The organism is Bacteroides sp. HPS0048 (genome assembly GCF_964240755.1).
GTDB classification, from domain to species: Bacteria; Bacteroidota; Bacteroidia; order Bacteroidales; family Bacteroidaceae; genus Bacteroides; species Bacteroides nordii.
Genome location: NZ_CAXSVC010000059.1, coordinates 1 through 16,445, shown reverse-complemented (window position 1 = coordinate 16,445; position 16,445 = coordinate 1). Strand labels below are relative to the sequence as shown.

Sequence of the window (16,445 nt, the reverse complement as noted above, 5' to 3'; positions counted from 1 at the left end):
ATTTCGGGTGCCTCAAAACACAACTTGCTATTACCGCTTGGTAATGAATTTTCCTTCGTCAAATTAAATTTTGACCTTCAGCCTCATTCTTCGGCTTCGGGAAACCTCCGCAGCGGTATCCGTTCCGTTGTCGGTGCAAAGTTATGGCGGTTTATCCTGTTGTAAAATAGCGGGTTATATGTAACGTGATGACATATGGTGACACAGGTCGTCACCTCCCTTGAAACATAGTGATGATATGAAAAAATACCTTTTTATTTGCAACATAAACGGTAAAACAAACCAATAGTCAAGTAACTGTCCGTTGTATTGCTGGTTAGCGAAAACACTTGTTGCAACAGGTGGGCAGTGATTGTTTACTTGCTTTGTTAGGGCAGATAACTATCGGTTGGTCGGTTTGCCGATTGGTGAGCACAAAGTAACCATATCACTAACAAACCTTGTCACAAAGTAAACAACAGACAAGTAAAACAATAGTGTAATAAACCATTAAAAAAGTTCAGTTATGAAGAAGAATCCGTTATTCGTTGCGGTCAGCAACCAGAAAGGTGGGGTCGGCAAAAGTACCATGCTGGTAACGCTTGCCAGTCTCCTGAATTATTCGATGGATAAGAGTGTGGCCATCGTTGATTGTGACTCCACCCAGCGCAGCCTGTTCAATCTGAGGGAACGGGACATGGAGATGGTGGAGAAGAACAAGAAGTACATGGTGCTGTTGGAAGAGCAGAGGCTTAGGGGGTGCAGGATTTATCCTATCAGGCAGGCAAAGCCGGAGAATGCACGCCAGGTGGCCGGAGAGTTGGCGGCAAAAGCAGATTTTGATATCGTTTTCATAGATTTGCCAGGGTCTATGGACATATCCGGTGTGTTGCAGACCATTTTCAATGTGGATTATGTATTGACCCCCATTGCCGCTGACAATTTCGTTATGGACAGCAGTTTTGTCTTTGCCAAAAGCGTCATGAAGTTTTTGGAAAACCGGAAGAATATTCCTTTGAAAGACGTGTTCCTGTTCTGGACCAAGGTAAAGAAAAGAAGCAATACTGAAGTGCTTGACAACTATATGGCACTGATGAAGAAACAGGGGCTGAAAATTCTGGATTCAGCCATTCCGGACCTCTGCCGTTATGACAAGGAACTCTCATCCCGGACCCGCACCTATTTCCGCTGTTCACTCCTTCCACCGCCGGCAGGACAACTTAAAGGCAGCGGATTGCAGGAACTGGCAAATGAACTGATTGTAAAATTTAACCTGTAATTGAGGTATGGCAAAGAATATAGTAAAAGTAAATGAAGAGGAAATCAGGGGGTATATGGTCGGTAACATTCCTGATGCCATTGAGAAAGAGGATGTCATCGTGGTAGAAGTTCCAGCAGAGGAAACCGATAAAAGGCCGGATAAGGAAAAGGAAACAGCCTCGGAAAATCCCGAACCTCACCCAAAGCGTAAAAGTGAAAGCGGTTTCCGTCAGAAGTATCTGGTGAATACCCCCATGCCCGGACGTATCCAGGTGTACCTGAACCGCAAGCTGTACGACGAGATAAAGAATTATCTCAATGTGATAGCTCCCGAAGTAAGTATCGCGAGCTATATCAGTAACATCATAGCCGAGCATATAGAACTCAACATCGAGGAAATCACCCGAATGTATAAAGACCGTTTTTCACCCCCTAAAATTCAATAGTCATGGAAACAACATTAATTTATTTTTCAGTAAAAGCCATGTCGGCAACCTATATATTATATAAGGTATGGATGTTTATATTCAGTCCGAAAGTTTATAAATTCTGGGACAATCAGCTTCGTTATATGCGTATGGCACGTATCCGGTTATGGAAATCACGTAAAAAACGAATGGTGGAAAAAGCAAGGAAAGCCCGGTATAGGGCAAGACTGGACAAGGCTGAAGCATGGATCGCACAAGCGGAGAACGATATCCTAAAAGTCGGGCATGAAAAGAAAACCGAAACGCAGCCGAATCCCCTGGACGAGTACAATGAAGTAATCGGCAAGACGAAGATAGTCTATCTTGAAGACCCGGAAGTGGCGAGAAAAACTCCCACACGTTCTGAACCTATGAAAAAGGAACCCATAGAGGAGGATAAGGATATAAATACGGATGACGTGATTGATGACTTTACTCCCAAAAAAGGACTGACTGAATCAGAAAAACGGGAACTCATGTCAAATGACGGGTGCGTTCCTGACCCGGATTTTTCAAGGGCATTGACTTTTGAAGAACTGAACAATGTCGCTGATGTGCTTATTTCGGGAACGGATGACAGAAAGAAAATCCGAAATGCTGCCGAAACCCTGTACCAACTTCAGGATACAGACCTGTTCAGTTTTTTTTCAACCGAACTGAGTACTCAAAGCCAATTGGAAAAACTGCTCAAAGAAAATATGCCAAATGGAAAAGAGACATCAAAACAGTCTTTGGAACAGATTGGAATTGATTGGAATAAATACATGTAAATATGGAATCGAATATGAAGGACAAAAAACAACAAGCAGTACCGCAGTCAGAAGCAGAATCTTTTGGCATAAAAAGAAATCCTGCAGTTCGTGCCCCACGCATCTGTCTATCTGAAGAAGAAGTCATCAGAATTATGCGGAATGAAGACGCTATCAAAAAGAAGATAGGAAATCTTATTGATAGTATGCTTTGTGATGACTCGCAAATTTCAGAAATGGATAATACAAAAAATAAGACAGAGGCATTCGATATAGATGAATTCGTTTAATTGTTTCTTTTTGCTGTCATAGTTTCAGAAGGCATGTCGATGTGATATCGGCCTGCCTTTGATTTTTAAGTATTATTCAACTCTTTTGGCATTATCTAATCTCCTATGACAGTAAGAAATCAAAGACAAAATTTCTAAAGCATCTTGTTCACTCACTGGCCACTCAATTTTTGGTTGATGAGCTTCTGGATTCCTAAACATATTGCACAAACCTTCTAAGATTGCCTCGAAACCTTTCTGTTCATCTTTTTCCTGTTTGGATTTATACGAATTGATTACCAATATAGGATGATTAAACACATATTCCACTAACCGTATTCCATCAGTATTAATTAATGACAGTTGCCGTATTCTTGCAAATAACCCTTTGCAAGCTTCAAATACAGCATGAAAGTAGTTCTTATCAACTAGTTCTGTTGTGCAATATTTGAATATTTCTTGATGTGCATTCCTCATCTGAAGATTTACTAAAAGGTCATTTGCACGTTGTTGGGCTTCACTAATAGTTTTTGCAGTAGTAACGACCCTAAAACGGCCGTTTGATTGTAATTCATAACCTACATAAGATAGGCATTCATTAATCGCCTTTCTTTTTGTCTCAAAAATTTGATTATCTGTAAAACGCGCAGGGTTCAATACAATTTGGATGAATCTCAATATTTTGTTTGAACATTTATCAAAGTTCTGAACGGATGCAAGTGCACTGTAAAGCCTTTTCCATTTCGTTATTTCAGGAGTCACATCTTTAATATTACACTGCTGAAGGAAATAAGATATTTCAGATCCAGTAAGTCCATTCGATGTATCTCCTAGTATTTTTGAAATACGTTCCAATATACCTTGGTTTAAGCAATATCTTAGTTCCATAACTGTCAATATATATAAGTGTTATCAATAAATGTTGAACAAACTAATTTCATCAATGTCTATTACTGGAGTGTAACTATCCCTTACCCATTCAGTGCAAATTTTATATTGAGGAAACGCACCCTTATAGGGTTCATCTACCCAATCATTATTCCATAAATTAACGCCAGTCTCACCATTTACGATTTTACATATATTTTCAGTATATGTAACAGGGTGAGGCAAATTAAATGCTATACGTTGAATCCATATTTGAATTTCGCCAATATTCGGAAACCTCTGAAACTTCGCATAAACATTATTAACAATTCGCTCTCTTTCATCTGTCGAAGGAATTTTACTAAGGAGTTTACTGATGATAGAAAGAATTACCTTGTACGTTTTCGGACTATATAGTGCTATTTCTGTGAAAATTGATATCATCACAAGGTAATCGCCACAAATCGCAATTTTTTTGTTCAATCTTTGGGCAAAAGTTGTTAAAAGTTTTATTAGTGTACCGCTGTTTGGATGTTTTTTGGAAAATTGGTATATAAAAAGAGCCTCCTGCTGAAGATTGGACATTGTAGAGTATATCCTTTTCTGCGTTTTCCTATAAATTGGACCTTCTGAAATATATGCTTTCTTATCAGGTTTTATAGAATCACTGATGACATCTTCTGTCAGATATGTCTTTTTCCCATTCAATTGAAAATTGAGTTCTGCAAGAACTTCTTGAAGAAAGAATGCTATTCGTTCTGTATCCTCTTTTGAATTGCAAAAAATACGATAGTCATCTCGGTATCTTACTATATGATAGTTAGATATTCCATTTGTATTTAGTCTTTCGCTAAGTAGCTTATCTGCATACGCAAGTACTATTTCTGCAATAAAGTCAGATAACGTACTTCCCTGAGGTATACCATTTGTTTGACCATATTGCATACCTTGCATATAGTTGTCAATAATATTTCCCAATAGTCCTGACTTATTGCGTTTTTCTTTAGCTTGTTCTTTTCCCATCAATGCCCACGCAATGGTATGAGTATATATAGCACAGTAACAATTCGTAATATCGGTAACAAACATATATCTATAAGACAAAGCTAACTCAAGGCTTCTTTGTTCAACATTTTCCCACCAAGAACTTACTGATGCTGACATATGTGATTTGTCTGTGTCTCCTTTAACTTTAGGAATACTCGCAACTTCTATGTTTGGTACTTTCAGCTCAGCAAAGCGATCTTTTATCTCCTTCCAACTACTCTTATTTGTCATAGCCTTGACAAGCAGATAATAAAGGTATGGATTAATTAACTGAATAGGCCTATATGAATACTGTGCATCCTTCTTGACTAACATCTTATGATTTACGTTTTCATAATCAGAAGGCATTCTCTTAGGATCTTTTAGAATGTCTCTCAATTCTTTATTTCCGACAGAATTTTGGACATATTCTATCACGGGCTTAAAATCTATGTATTTGGGAAACTGCATATTACAATAGTTTTGCGATTCCAAGAAATACTGTCTTGCTTTTATATGCGAAAGTTCAAGAATGGTCTTCATCGACAATATTTTACTATATTTTTCTGATTGACTTTTATTATTGACGACACTTATGTGTTTATATATCTAAACTATCTTCTTTGAGTAAGAAATCAAATAACCCGACTGTGAGAATCCCTTCCTCATTTCGGCGAGGCATAATGTGATCTTTGACAACAATGATTTTCTTGAATGAATCATTGATATTCGTCAACGAACGGGATTCCTGTATTTCTTTCTCTCTATCCGGTATAGACAATGCCGACTGTATATAGTACTTCTTGCTGCCAAGAGTCGCTATAAAATCCACTTCAAGGTGGATGCGAGTCCACTTCCCGTCCTTATCCGGCTTCTTTATCTCCACCATTCCAACATCGACACTATAACCACGGACAATCAATTCATTGTAAATGATGTTTTCCATGATATGCGTTTCCTCTTGTTGGCGCATATCAAGAATGGCATTTCTTAAGCCAATGTCCGTAAAATAATACTTGGAAAGCGTATTGATGTACTTCTTTCCTTTAACGTCGTAACGTACAGCCCTATTCAAGAGGAACGATTCTGACAAGTAGTTCAGATATTTGGAAATAGTTTGACTGCCAATTTTCACATTTTTCAAACTTTTGAAAGTATTCGACAATTTTGTAGGGTTGCATGGAGCACCTATAGATGATGCCATAATGAGAAGTAATTCACGCATTTCATTCTCATTCTTGATTTTGTGCCTCTCGATAATATCTGCCAAATAAACAGTCTCAAATAGATTTTTCAGATAGTTTATCTTCTTTTGTTCGGTTTCAAATGACTGGACAAGAGGTAAACCACCGTAGGTGAAGTATTCGCGCCACGCATCTTGTTTGTCTCCACCTTTAGCCAAATAAAATTCAGAAAAAGACAGAGGATTTACATGAATCGTCTCTCCCCGGCCTCTAAACTCCGTTGGAATATCGGATGACAGGAAATGGGAATTGCTTCCTGTTACATACGTATCGGCATTTTCGATATGGCGGAAACTGTTCAATACATCGACAAATTCATCCATCAGCTGTACCTCATCAATAATGATATAGTAAAGTTCCTTGTCCTTGATTCTGTCGTGAACATAGTGAAGCATCATATCCGGATTCCTTAAATCCTTGTTCATCCGATCTTCAAGGTCAATCCGGATAATGTGATCATCTGCAATTCCATTTTCCAACAAATAGTGGTAGAATAAAACATTCAGCAGGTATGACTTGCCGCATCTGCGGATTCCTGTCACTACCTTGATAAAACCATCTTGACGGCTTTCTATCAGTTGCTGAAGATATCTGTCTCTTTTTATTTCCATCATCACATTAAATTTCTGCCAATATTGGCATTTTTTTACAATACAAAGGTAATGACTATAATCCGTCCATGCAAGGATTATATTATTTTTTTGCCAATATTGGCACTTATATATTATGGACTACCCGTTGGCGGAATTAATTTAGTGCATACTTAATTCTGCCAATGGGCTTGTTGTTGATGAAGTTTACGTATTGCAGAATGGTAAGTGCACTAATTTTGCCGATGATTCTGGCAAACAAACCATTCGTTATTTTCGCATAGTTTCTGATGGCCAAGAACTGGTCTGTAAGTTGTGAGAATATTGTCTCAATCCTCTTTCTTGCCTTTGCAAACGGAATGAATGTCGGCTTCCAGTCCTTCTGGTTGAGCCGATACGGACACTCCAGTCTTATGTGTGCGGTTTCGAACAAGTCAAGCTGTACATCAGCTCCAATATACCCTTTGTCGCCATAGATGCTACAGTCGTGATAAGCATGTTTCACATCCTTCATATAATGGAGATCAGCCGCACTTGCCTTTGAGAGATCATAGGAATGGATAACTCCACATAACCAACAGAGAGCGTGTAACTTATAACCAAAATAATACGTGTTCTGCGAAGCGCAGAAACCGAAGTCTGGAGCTTGCGAGAAATCACCGGTACGTCCCATCTTGCATCGTTTCCCTCTTGCAACCCTACAGACCTCTATTGGCTTGGAGTCAACAAAGAATTGTTCCTCTCCACCATCCATTTCCATGGCAACCCTTTTGCGCAGTTCCTCACACAAGCCTGCAGTTTTCTTCCTGCGGTCATTGAACTGTCTCCTTGATATGAGATTGGGAATGCAGTCCTTGTACTCTTGCAATTTATAGTCGAACAACCACTTCTCACTATCAATGCTCTCTGTCTCTGCTGTCAGGGACAGTGCCACTACTTCCAAGTCAGAAAACTTAGGAACAGGACCACGGCGTGGAACATTACCCGATTCATTGACGAGATTTTCAGAGAATTGCTTGCATATCTCAAGTATTTTGACGAATTTTGTATAAAGGTTGTACATACGATGGTTTGAACTTAATGTTTTGATTGTCGCTAAGTTACTAAAAATCAACGATATGTGCAACTTTTTACTCATCTTTATCAACTTAAATTAATTCCGCCAACGGGTAACAATCAATTAAAAAACAACTTGTTATGGTAAAGAAATTTTTAACAATCATGTTTGCTTCAGTGATGGCAATGCTCGCTTTCACTGCTTACAGCAACGACGATGAGCCACAAGGACCGTCTGGAGAAAAAATGTTGGAGAATATCGACAAGATAATAGTCGACCAAGCTGATGCCGGAAATCTCTATCAGAAAAAGGATGATGCTGCCCGGTTTATATTGGTAGCAGACTCAAAGGAGGCTGCCCATGGAGTGTGTGAGAAGTTCATTCTCGATCAGTGGGACGGAAAGCAACGCACAGTCAAACTCCCTGACAACTGCGGCAGAATCTCACTCACACCCGGTTCGGACGAAAGTATCTTTTACACCGTTTCGTTCAATGCTCTCAAGAATTTCAAAGAACCGGACATGACAGTCGTAATCGTTCCGGAGGAATACATGGACGGGGATAATCTTGCTATAGACCAATACTTCCCGGCAAGATGGACTGAAAAATGTCCCAATTGTGGTCATAAGTGGAAAACATTTGCATCCGGACCATATACATGCTCCGAATGTGGTCATAAGTTTGATTAGTATGCACAATACTTTCCGCGCTATCTTGGCAATGACAACGTTCCTGGTAACAGGAGCGTTGTCATCCTGTAATCATACCGATGAGTTGGAGCCGGAATCTCCGGCACCACAGATTGTTTTTCTCTTCTCTCCGGGGGGATTGGGTGACATGAGCTATAATGACCGTATACTTGAGGGTGTTCAGAGATTCAAGATGGAAAACGGAGATATAGACATCTATATCTACTCCCCGGAATCCCTGCAAGAGGCTGAGAAAATTTTTGCGGACTGGCTTGAACGTCCCCAAAGCAGCATACCCGTGCTTTTTGTATTAGGTAGCAGTGATTATGAGCCAATGGCGGAACTTTATCTGGCAGAACACGACTTGACACCCAACAAAAGTATTCTGCTTTTTGAAAGCCGGAAACAGTATAAGGACGAGAACATCCATACCTTCCAGATTTCGATGTTCGGGGCTTCATACCTTGCAGGAGTATGTGCAAGAAAATGTTCTGAGATGACACCTCTGGTGCTGCTTGCCAATAATACCGACAGCCCCATCAACATAGCCAAGGACGGTTTTATTGCAGGCTATGGCAGTGACTGCGATGTGGAGTATCTGGCGGATGATTGGACGGGATATGTGTCGGCTTCGCTCGCTTACCGGAAAATGAGCGATTGGGCGGTTGATTACGACTTCATCTTTCCGGTGGCAGGTGGCTCCAACGCCGGTATATACCGCTACTCCCGTGAATTTGAGGTCTCACCGTACCTTGCAGGTATGGACATCGATCAGTCAAGCCTCTCCAACCGGATTACGGGTTCGGTCATTAAGCATATTGACCAATTGATTTACAGGTATCTGACGGAATGGGTCGTCACAGGGGATATGCCGGAGAACCAACTTTACGGTCTTGAAAGCGGGTATGCCGACTGGCTGGTCGCACCCCGATACGTGAATGATTTCAGCAGCTTAGTCAATGGAATGCGCCCTCAGGCTATGATTTTTGAGAAAGAGTATTATGAAACAAGTGGTTATTAAACTTATTGCACCGCTCCTCTGCCTGATTGGTCTGTGGAGCTGTTCGGACGATGAGCCTTCCCTGTCTCCTGACAACAAGCAGTGGACAGAGAAGGTTGTTGCCGTGGTGCTTCCCATGGAGAAAGGGCTTGATGTGCATTGGAAAAGGACATTGGGAATGTTTACAACCAACTTTGAGCGTGCATTCAAGAACCACGAAGCGGGTATAAGGTTAAAGTTTGAATACTACGATGAGGCAAAGACCGATGTGCGGGAACTTGCCCGGTCGCTGGCATTCAACGACGAGGTGTATGCCGTAATCGGCGGGCTGTATTCTTCCAATGCGGCAATCCTCGCGGCGGAACTGACTATTGTGGGCAAAACATTCTTCACTCTCGCCACCGCCGAACAACTGGTTCGTGCATACGCATCGACAGGCTATCTTTGGGCGATGACCGAGACCGACATTACGCAATGTGAGGTGCTTCTCTCCAAGGTGATTAACTATGAGGGTAAAAGTGTGGCACTTTTGGTCAAGGAGAACGACGGTTACGGACAAACGTTCATTGACTGGTTCGCATTTCAAGCACGCGAACTGGGCTTGGAAAACATGGGATGCTATGCTTACACCTCTGACAATATAGCTGATGTGTCTCGCCAAGCCATGCAGTCAGGTGCAGAGTATGTGATATGTATCCCCTCTGAAATAGAAGAGATGAAGCCGATGCTTGAAGCGCATAAAGCACAAAGTCTGAACGGGCGCAGTGTACCGCGGATGTTGTTTTCGGATACCGCCTACGGTGCGGATGTACTCAAGATTCACGGTGATGCCGCCGAAGGCATAGAGGGAGTCGCATTTGGTGCCGACCCTGAGTCGGGGTTTGACGTAAGTTACAGGACCTTTTTCAATGCTACGCCTACTCTTGGAGAATCTCAGCTCTACGATGCCGCTATGCTCATCGGCTATGCCGCATGGTACCAGCAGTTCAGACCGGAGTTGTCGTTACAGAAATCATTAAGGGCCGTTGTTTCGGGTGAAGGCTTGAACATGGGCAGCTGGACAGGTGAGGATATGGGGCTTGTGGTGGATGCGCTCGCTGCCGGAAAGTCGCCCTATGTCCGTGGAGCGTCAGGACATTTAAGGTTCGATGCCAAGGTGTTTACCAATGTACTTGCCACCACTTACTATAATTTCAAGGTTTACAACGGACAGTACATCATCCTTGACTATAACACCAGCGACGGGGGGAACCGCACGGATGCGACACTTGCCGGTTGGAACTGGAAAGCCTCCCGGATGCAGGATTTCGACAATTCAGGAGAATTCAATTACCCTGCACATACCGGCAACTGGGCACTCCTTGTCGCTTCCTCCAAGGAATGGACCAATTACCGCCATCAGGCAGATGTGCTCGCTATCTATCAGCAGCTCAGACAAGCCGGATATACCGACGACCGTATCATTCTCATTGTCGAGGATGACATAGCCGATAATATATCAAATCCCAACAAGGGAGTCATACAGGTGACTATCGGGGGAAACAATGTATACGAAAATGTAGAGATTGATTATCGTATGTCATCGTTGAATACAAAAGATATACTTGCCATTCTCAGTGGCGAAAAAAGCGAAAAACTGCCCACGGTAATCGAATCTACTGAGAACGACAACCTGTTCGTTTTCTGGAGCGGACACGGTGTGCCGGGGGCCATGTGTTGGGATGAGGAAGCTTACGCCATGACAGGCGATAAACTGTCTTCTGTTTTTGAGGATATGAACCGCAAAAGGCGTTACCGTAAACTTCTCATGATGGTGGAGGCTTGTTTTTCGGGCGGTGTGATGAAGCAGTGCGAGGGCATCCCCGGGATGCTGTTCGTCACTGCGGCCAACGGCGACGAAACATCCAAGGCTGATGTCTTCAATTCAGAGATGAAAGTGTGGATGAGCAACCGTTTCACCTCCACCTTTATCGAACAAATAACCGATAACAAGGAGGTGGCTATGCGCGACCTCTATTACCGGCTGTTCATCAATACTGTCGGAAGCCATGTTATGGTGTATAATGCTGAAAACTATGGCAATCTTTATTCAGCCAATATGTCAGAATTTATAAATTCAATAGTTCGTTAAAAAATAGCCACGCCTAAGCGGCTCTGGCAGTAAATAAAATGAGTTCTTTGAAAAGTTTGTCAATAACTTGCATGTCTGGGTTAATCCCGAACACGCAAATAAATCGTTCAAGCATATAAGCATTGTGTATAAAAGACTTGCAGGAGGATATGGAATAGGTTATTCCGAGCCTCTTACATGCCGCTTTGGCCAAGTTGACAGCAGCAAGCGATGCATTGAAGTGAAAATCCAACTTTCTGAAGTCGGTTGACTGACAGTTGGTGATTCCTGCATGTTGCTTACCATCTCTCAAAATTCCAATTGGAACCTGGTTCTGTAATAATCCAGAACCTCCCGTCCATCCATCGAATCGTCTGTAGAGAAGTAAAGCTGCCACTTGTCTGTCCTCCCGTCCATCGGATACCAGATGGCTAAGGAAACATACCTTTTGAGAGCTTTTGCATATACCCTCAATCCGTATAGCTTTCCTTTGTTCACCTCGTATTCCTTGCACCGGGTCAGATCCAGATTGGCAAAGTCGATTCTTCCGTCAAACCACTTTGGATGGCCACGTTTTCCTGTTTTCTTTTCCAATGTCGGATAGTATAGGACTACGTCATTCCTAAAGCGGCTGATGACATGGAAATCACTCTCACACATAGGCGTTATGAAAGTTTCCTTGGAAAAGAATGCGTCTGCAACCAGCGTTTTGGATATGCTCTGTAGGCTTGTCTTTTCTACTGATGAGATAGCTACTATACCAGTCAACCAGGTTCTTGTCCATATTATCCAAGGTTTTACAATCCGGTGTCTGAATGGAACCTAAAGTCATGCATTCATGGTTGTCGATGTCTATGACACCGATGCCCATGATTTCCAATCCACGCTTGTACTCTCCTGCACAACCAGACCAGAAGTAACCTATCCAAGGTGTCTTCTTGCCTGATTTGGGGATATAGGAAGGATCGATGGCGATGGCTTTTCTTTTACCTGTGAGATGCTTGCTGATGATAGAGCCGTTGAACGCAAACCAGTCGAAAGTTTCATGCTCAAAAAGGTTACGGTAGGTCTGTTCCGAAAAACGTCCATACCTACCCAATTGGAGGAAGTTTATACGATCAGGGATGGCCATGAATAATTTCATTGCATCCATGAACGTTTTTTCAAAAGGTTTGTGTATATTCACGACTGATTTGAGAGCCGATAGGCACTCGGATTGGTATTGCATAAGGAGTGTTTCTTTAGTCATAATCAGAAGAGTTGGGAGACTTCTAATTTACTAAAAATCAACGAATTATGCAATACTTTCCACCTTTATTACCAGCAGGTTAGCACTCTTTTTTCAGTACATTTCTTCATGCTTAACCATTCGTTTTTGACAACATTTCAATGACCTCTTTAGTGTTTTCGAACCAGCTTTTGCCGGTTCTATTGTTTAACTTTTAATTTTTCGGTAAAAATTTACCGAAGTATTGTAAATTTCAAAAACAATAAATCAAAATGAAAAGTTCAATCAAAAAAATGTCAGCACTGCTGACGATGATGGCTGTCGCCATCCTTACTTTCACCTTCACCGCTTGCAGCGATGATGACGATCCTGTGACGGAAGTGACTTACACCTACGGCTTCTCCAGCATGTCGGCCTCACACCCCGACTTTCTCGAAGAGATGGGGAAAATAGAGAACGCCTTCCAGTCAGCCCTCGGTATCACCGGCAAGCTCTTCACCAAGAAAGGTACGATAGAAGAATGTGACAAACAGGTTTATGAGGCTTGCCGGAAAGCATTCGATTCGCTCAAAAGCGAGGCCTGGCAAGGGGATTACACCTTCCAGGTTACGAACGTAGGAACAGGCAAGGTGGTATGCACGGCTACATTCTGTGCCGACAACGAAAACTTTATATAGTTTTATTAGCATGACCTGTTGGCGGAATTAAAATAGCGCATATTTAACTCTGCCAATAGGCTTTTCATTTTTGTAGTTAATATATTGAAGGATTGTAAGTGCGCTAATCTTCCCAATAATCCGGGCAAACAATCCATCTGTATCTTTCGCATAATTCCTTATAATCATAAACTGGTCACACAATTGCGAGAATAGGGTTTCAATTCTTTTTCTCGCTTTGGCAAAAGCTGGGAATGTTGGCTTCCATTCTTTTTGATTACATCTGTATGGTACCTCCAATCTGATATTGGCAGTTTCAAACAAATCCAATTGCACTTGGGCACTTATATATCCTCTGTCCCCTATGACTGTACAATTACTATAATCCACTTTCACATCCTTCAGGTAATGAATGTCATGCACACTTGCCTTAGTGAGGTCAAAGGAATGGATGATACCACTTAACCAGCAGACTGCATGGAGTTTATACCCATAATAATACATGCTTTGTGATGCGCAGTATCCTACCCCAGGTGCTTTTCTAAAATCCTTCTTTCCCATACTGCAACGTTTGGAACGGGCAATACGACATACTTCTATCGGTTTCGAATCAATACAGAAATAGTCTTCACCACCATCCATTTTAGAAACCATTCTTTCTCGGATTGCATTACATAGGGAGGAAGTTATTTTACGCCTGTCATTGTATTGTCGGCGGGAAATAAGGTTGGGTATTTCAACCCTATATTCCTGTAGCTTTGCAAACAACAGCGACTCACTGTCAATACCAACAGCCTCTGATGCCATGTTCAAAGCCACTACTTCAAGGTCTGAGAATTTAGGGACGACTCCTCGTCTTGGTACATTCCCGGATTCATTGACTAAATTGCCGGCAATTTGCTTGCATATGTTCAGTAATTTTGCGAATATTGCATATAAGTTGTGCATACGATATTTGTCTATTAAAAGTTTAGTCACCTTTAATTTACTAAATATCAACAATATGCACAACTTTTTAAACATAAATCTTTTATAATTTATAGGTATAGGCGTTTAGAGCGCACTACATTCACAGCTGATTATCAGTCAGTTTTCTTTTGACAAATCATTCGACGAAGTAGCATATCGAAGATTGTGTCCATATTATTACGGCGGTTGAACCTGAAATGATACTCGTCAAGGTATCCTTGAAGATGCTCTTTGGAGCAATGGTGGTGTATTCCACGCAACCATCCCTTTATGTTCATGATGTGAATATGAATCTGTGGATGCCCTTTGCCCTTATCCGAAGGGCGTTGCTCCAATTTTGGATAATCTTTCTTTAACGGCAGGTAGCCTGACCATTCATCGGTTATGACTTTTGCGTCCTTTGATATGTATCTGTCGAAGAACGGACGAAAAGAACTTGCCGAAGCATCATCTATCACTTGGGCATACGCACGTCCCACGCCGTCTCGGACAATCTCCAACGCGACTATCACAAGCTTCTTTTTGCCTTCCGTGCTTCGTCCAATGATTCCTTCCTCTTCTCCTCCGATATAAAACTCATCGACATGTACCTCTCCTTTAAGAGGATAATTACCGCTGCTCCGCATGGCTTTCTGTATCTTACGCTTGAATTCCCATACGGTTTTCTGACGCATACAATATTCTTCCGCCAGTTCCAAAGAGGACATCCATTTCTTCTTTGTCGATATTTTGAAGGCTATGTGGAAAGCGTAGACAAGCGGGAATTTTATCTTGTCGAACATGCTTCCGCTGGTAACGCTCTCGTCATACTTACAGCGTGTACAACGGCGAGAATAGGGATATCTGTCATTGCAATAATTGGTATGACCGCATTTCTTGCATTTGAAGCCGTCTGCCCACTTTATCGAGGACAAGTACTCAAGGCATGAGGCATCATCGGTAAAACGACTATAAAATTTGATTGATTCCACTCCTTTGAATTTATCGCGTTGTTCCATGCCTGCAAAAGTAGGCAAAATCCATAAAGTTAGTGCGCACTAAACGCCTATACCTATAATTTAATTCCGCCAACAGGTATGGACTATAAGATAATGCTGACAAACAAGTATTTAAGAGAAATCAATGCAAAAATTCTATCTTTGCAAAAAAAATGAACGATGGCAATGACAAAAGCGATATTGGAAAAATGGATGGTGGCGCAGAAGCGTCACCGCCTTTCGGACAAGCAGGTACAGATGGCCCGTGAACTGGGTCTGAACCCCGACAAGCTCGGCAAGATAGACAACCACAAGCAGGAGGCATGGAAAGCCCCGCTTCCGCAGTTCATTGAAAGTATCTATTTCAAACGATTCAAGCGTGAAAACCCGGAAACGGTCAAGCCCTTAAAGCAGATTATGGCTGAAATGGAGGTCAAGAAGAAGCAACAGAAAGCGAAGAAGGAGGAACGGAGGAAACAGCGTGCCCTCTCTTCCGGTTCTGAGGAATAGGTAATGTATATATGAAAAGAAGCGAAGTGTGAAGGCCGACCGGCTTTCACACTTCGCTTTTCCATTCCAATACAGACAGCCGCTATTTCATCCTTTCATAAAGATTGATGACCGACTTTCCGCTTTCCAACGCCTTGTTCACCGTGTAGAATGTTCCCCCTTTCGGTACAAGATCCCAATAGGCTATGACTGTATCCGCTTTACGCACCATGTATTCATCCCTGCGAAGGTAGCAGCCCTTGTGGTAATTCTCGGAAACCATGACCACCCGGTCCATCCTTTCCAACAGACGGGCATACAACAGCTGGTCTTCCGCTTCAAACCACAAGGGCTGTTTCCGAAAAGGTACTGCCGCTATGAGCTTGATATCTTCGTATCTCTCCCTGACCTGCAAGACCGCCTCCGCAGCAGTCATATCAAATCCGCTGGCCATCCCGGTGTAGTATTCCTTGTATCCCTGCCCGTACAGTTCTGTTACCACTCCGGTCACAGCTTCCCTGATTTGTGCAAGTATCCGGGAATCGTTTCCGGACCCTTGCAGAATACGTTCCTTACGGTGTCCCGTGAAAGCCACTGTCTGATTGTTTCTTGTTTCCATGTTATCTTCTGTTTTTTGTTTTTACATATATCCATTCAAACCGAACGGTATTTTATTTCCTGAAGGCTTTTCCGCCCCGGTCCGGAATCCCGCAAGGCTTGCCGTGAAAAAATACCGCAAGCGCAGCGAGGATGATTATTTCACGGCAACCAGCCCGCAGGGCCGCCTTGCCGGGTTTCCCGGGACACGGGGCTACCTTT

16 protein-coding genes and 2 pseudogenes are annotated in these 16,445 nt (G+C 42.3%); 10 read left to right on the top strand and 8 right to left on the bottom strand.

The genetic code is table 11. From position 1 onward, the window contains the following. The first annotated feature begins 505 nt into the window (after positions 1–505). Genes ACESQI_RS23725 through ACESQI_RS23710 form a run of 4 tightly spaced genes read left to right on the top strand, consistent with a single transcriptional unit; the run spans position 506 to position 2,745 of the window. Positions 506–1,258, top strand: coding sequence for a ParA family protein (locus tag ACESQI_RS23725; protein WP_005832182.1), 753 nt, complete (start codon positions 506–508; stop codon positions 1,256–1,258). Between the two features lie 7 nt (positions 1,259–1,265). Then, on the top strand, positions 1,266–1,685 hold the full coding sequence (locus ACESQI_RS23720; RefSeq protein ID WP_005832181.1) for a DUF3408 domain-containing protein: 420 nt from the start codon (positions 1,266–1,268) through the stop codon (positions 1,683–1,685). A 2-nt stretch (positions 1,686–1,687) separates the two neighbouring features. Continuing rightward, positions 1,688–2,476: a DUF4122 family protein gene (locus ACESQI_RS23715; protein ID WP_005832180.1), complete on the top strand. Its 789-nt coding sequence runs from the start codon at positions 1,688–1,690 to the stop codon at positions 2,474–2,476. A 14-nt stretch (positions 2,477–2,490) separates the two neighbouring features. Continuing rightward, on the top strand, positions 2,491–2,745 hold the full coding sequence (locus ACESQI_RS23710) for a hypothetical protein (protein ID WP_229110857.1): 255 nt from the start codon (positions 2,491–2,493) through the stop codon (positions 2,743–2,745). Positions 2,746–2,817: 72 nt separating this feature from the next. Here ACESQI_RS23710 and ACESQI_RS23705 read toward each other — a convergent pair whose 3' ends face one another. The 4 genes from ACESQI_RS23705 to ACESQI_RS23690 all read right to left on the bottom strand — a co-directional run bounded on the left by ACESQI_RS23705 (position 2,818) and on the right by ACESQI_RS23690 (position 7,589). Then, positions 2,818–3,612: a TIGR02391 family protein gene (locus ACESQI_RS23705; protein WP_034522585.1), complete on the bottom strand. Its 795-nt coding sequence runs from the start codon at positions 3,610–3,612 to the stop codon at positions 2,818–2,820. Positions 3,613–3,636: 24 nt separating this feature from the next. Then, positions 3,637–5,160, bottom strand: coding sequence for an RNA-directed DNA polymerase (locus ACESQI_RS23700; RefSeq protein ID WP_005832174.1), 1,524 nt, complete (start codon positions 5,158–5,160; stop codon positions 3,637–3,639). A 58-nt stretch (positions 5,161–5,218) separates the two neighbouring features. Then, complete coding sequence (locus ACESQI_RS23695; RefSeq protein ID WP_005832172.1) at positions 5,219–6,475, bottom strand: ATP-binding protein; 1,257 nt, start codon at positions 6,473–6,475, stop codon at positions 5,219–5,221. 133 nt (positions 6,476–6,608) lie between these two features. Further along, positions 6,609–7,589: an IS982 family transposase gene (locus tag ACESQI_RS23690; RefSeq protein WP_034522583.1), complete on the bottom strand. Its 981-nt coding sequence runs from the start codon at positions 7,587–7,589 to the stop codon at positions 6,609–6,611. A 59-nt stretch (positions 7,590–7,648) separates the two neighbouring features. Here ACESQI_RS23690 and ACESQI_RS23685 point away from each other — a divergent pair, with 59 nt between their 5' ends. From ACESQI_RS23685 to ACESQI_RS23675, 3 genes are read left to right on the top strand one after another with little or no spacing between them, the layout of a single operon-like run. Then, positions 7,649–8,197 (top strand): hypothetical protein, encoded by a 549-nt coding sequence (locus ACESQI_RS23685; protein ID WP_005832168.1) that lies wholly within the window; start codon positions 7,649–7,651, stop codon positions 8,195–8,197. A 1-nt stretch (position 8,198) separates the two neighbouring features. Beyond that, entirely contained in the window at positions 8,199–9,218 is a 1,020-nt protein-coding gene (locus tag ACESQI_RS23680) for a BMP family ABC transporter substrate-binding protein (RefSeq protein ID WP_005832166.1), read from the top strand. Continuing rightward, on the top strand, positions 9,199–11,328 hold the full coding sequence (locus tag ACESQI_RS23675) for a C13 family peptidase (RefSeq protein ID WP_149920711.1): 2,130 nt from the start codon (positions 9,199–9,201) through the stop codon (positions 11,326–11,328). Before ACESQI_RS23680 ends, ACESQI_RS23675 begins: the two co-directional genes overlap by 20 nt. Before the next feature lie 13 nt (positions 11,329–11,341). Here the strand turns inward: ACESQI_RS23675 and ACESQI_RS23670 are convergent. Further along, a pseudogene (locus tag ACESQI_RS23670) lies at positions 11,342–12,556 on the bottom strand (transposase). 290 nt (positions 12,557–12,846) lie between these two features. Between ACESQI_RS23670 and ACESQI_RS23665 the strand changes: the two are divergent. Next, positions 12,847–13,212 carry a hypothetical protein gene (locus tag ACESQI_RS23665; protein ID WP_373127339.1) on the top strand — a complete coding sequence of 122 codons (366 nt, stop codon included), beginning with the start codon at positions 12,847–12,849 and terminating at the stop codon, positions 13,210–13,212. Positions 13,213–13,239: 27 nt separating this feature from the next. On the opposite strand, the gene ACESQI_RS23660 is transcribed toward ACESQI_RS23665, so the two are convergent. Together ACESQI_RS23660 and ACESQI_RS23655 are read right to left on the bottom strand one after the other, a co-directional pair. Beyond that, entirely contained in the window at positions 13,240–14,214 is a 975-nt protein-coding gene (locus ACESQI_RS23660; protein WP_005832156.1) for an IS982-like element ISPrsp2 family transposase, read from the bottom strand. A 59-nt stretch (positions 14,215–14,273) separates the two neighbouring features. Further along, positions 14,274–15,158, bottom strand: a complete 885-nt coding sequence (locus tag ACESQI_RS23655; RefSeq protein WP_080597339.1) for an IS1595-like element ISPrsp1 family transposase — start codon at positions 15,156–15,158, stop codon at positions 14,274–14,276. Positions 15,159–15,317: 159 nt separating this feature from the next. Here ACESQI_RS23655 and ACESQI_RS23650 point away from each other — a divergent pair, with 159 nt between their 5' ends. Continuing rightward, positions 15,318–15,647, top strand: a complete 330-nt coding sequence (locus tag ACESQI_RS23650; RefSeq protein WP_034522578.1) for a hypothetical protein — start codon at positions 15,318–15,320, stop codon at positions 15,645–15,647. An 82-nt stretch (positions 15,648–15,729) separates the two neighbouring features. Here the strand turns inward: ACESQI_RS23650 and ACESQI_RS23645 are convergent, their stop codons facing one another. Further along, entirely contained in the window at positions 15,730–16,245 is a 516-nt protein-coding gene (locus ACESQI_RS23645) for an SLOG family protein (protein WP_005832151.1), read from the bottom strand. On the opposite strand from ACESQI_RS23645, the pseudogene ACESQI_RS23640 reads away from it, so the two are divergent. Then, a pseudogene (locus ACESQI_RS23640) lies at positions 16,244–16,445 on the top strand (hypothetical protein); the annotation flags it as partial. The gene ACESQI_RS23645 and the pseudogene ACESQI_RS23640 sit on opposite strands and share 2 nt — an antisense overlap.

What these genes read in the sequence shown, in the direction of transcription:
- ACESQI_RS23725 (WP_005832182.1), top strand. Translation starts at nt 506, where the DNA reads ATGAAGAAGAATCCGTTATTCGTTGCGGTCAGCAACCAGAAAGGTGGG.
- ACESQI_RS23720 (WP_005832181.1), top strand. Translation starts at nt 1,266, where the DNA reads ATGGCAAAGAATATAGTAAAAGTAAATGAAGAGGAAATCAGGGGGTAT.
- ACESQI_RS23715 (WP_005832180.1), top strand. Translation starts at nt 1,688, where the DNA reads ATGGAAACAACATTAATTTATTTTTCAGTAAAAGCCATGTCGGCAACC.
- ACESQI_RS23710 (WP_229110857.1), top strand. Translation starts at nt 2,491, where the DNA reads ATGAAGGACAAAAAACAACAAGCAGTACCGCAGTCAGAAGCAGAATCT.
- ACESQI_RS23705 (WP_034522585.1), bottom strand. Translation starts at nt 3,612, where the DNA reads ATGGAACTAAGATATTGCTTAAACCAAGGTATATTGGAACGTATTTCA.
- ACESQI_RS23700 (WP_005832174.1), bottom strand. Translation starts at nt 5,160, where the DNA reads ATGAAGACCATTCTTGAACTTTCGCATATAAAAGCAAGACAGTATTTC.
- ACESQI_RS23695 (WP_005832172.1), bottom strand. Translation starts at nt 6,475, where the DNA reads ATGATGGAAATAAAAAGAGACAGATATCTTCAGCAACTGATAGAAAGC.
- ACESQI_RS23690 (WP_034522583.1), bottom strand. Translation starts at nt 7,589, where the DNA reads ATGAGTAAAAAGTTGCACATATCGTTGATTTTTAGTAACTTAGCGACA.
- ACESQI_RS23685 (WP_005832168.1), top strand. Translation starts at nt 7,649, where the DNA reads ATGGTAAAGAAATTTTTAACAATCATGTTTGCTTCAGTGATGGCAATG.
- ACESQI_RS23680 (WP_005832166.1), top strand. Translation starts at nt 8,199, where the DNA reads ATGCACAATACTTTCCGCGCTATCTTGGCAATGACAACGTTCCTGGTA.
- ACESQI_RS23675 (WP_149920711.1), top strand. Translation starts at nt 9,199, where the DNA reads ATGAAACAAGTGGTTATTAAACTTATTGCACCGCTCCTCTGCCTGATT.
- ACESQI_RS23665 (WP_373127339.1), top strand. Translation starts at nt 12,847, where the DNA reads ATGATGGCTGTCGCCATCCTTACTTTCACCTTCACCGCTTGCAGCGAT.
- ACESQI_RS23660 (WP_005832156.1), bottom strand. Translation starts at nt 14,214, where the DNA reads ATGTTTAAAAAGTTGTGCATATTGTTGATATTTAGTAAATTAAAGGTG.
- ACESQI_RS23655 (WP_080597339.1), bottom strand. Translation starts at nt 15,158, where the DNA reads ATGGAACAACGCGATAAATTCAAAGGAGTGGAATCAATCAAATTTTAT.
- ACESQI_RS23650 (WP_034522578.1), top strand. Translation starts at nt 15,318, where the DNA reads ATGGCAATGACAAAAGCGATATTGGAAAAATGGATGGTGGCGCAGAAG.
- ACESQI_RS23645 (WP_005832151.1), bottom strand. Translation starts at nt 16,245, where the DNA reads ATGGAAACAAGAAACAATCAGACAGTGGCTTTCACGGGACACCGTAAG.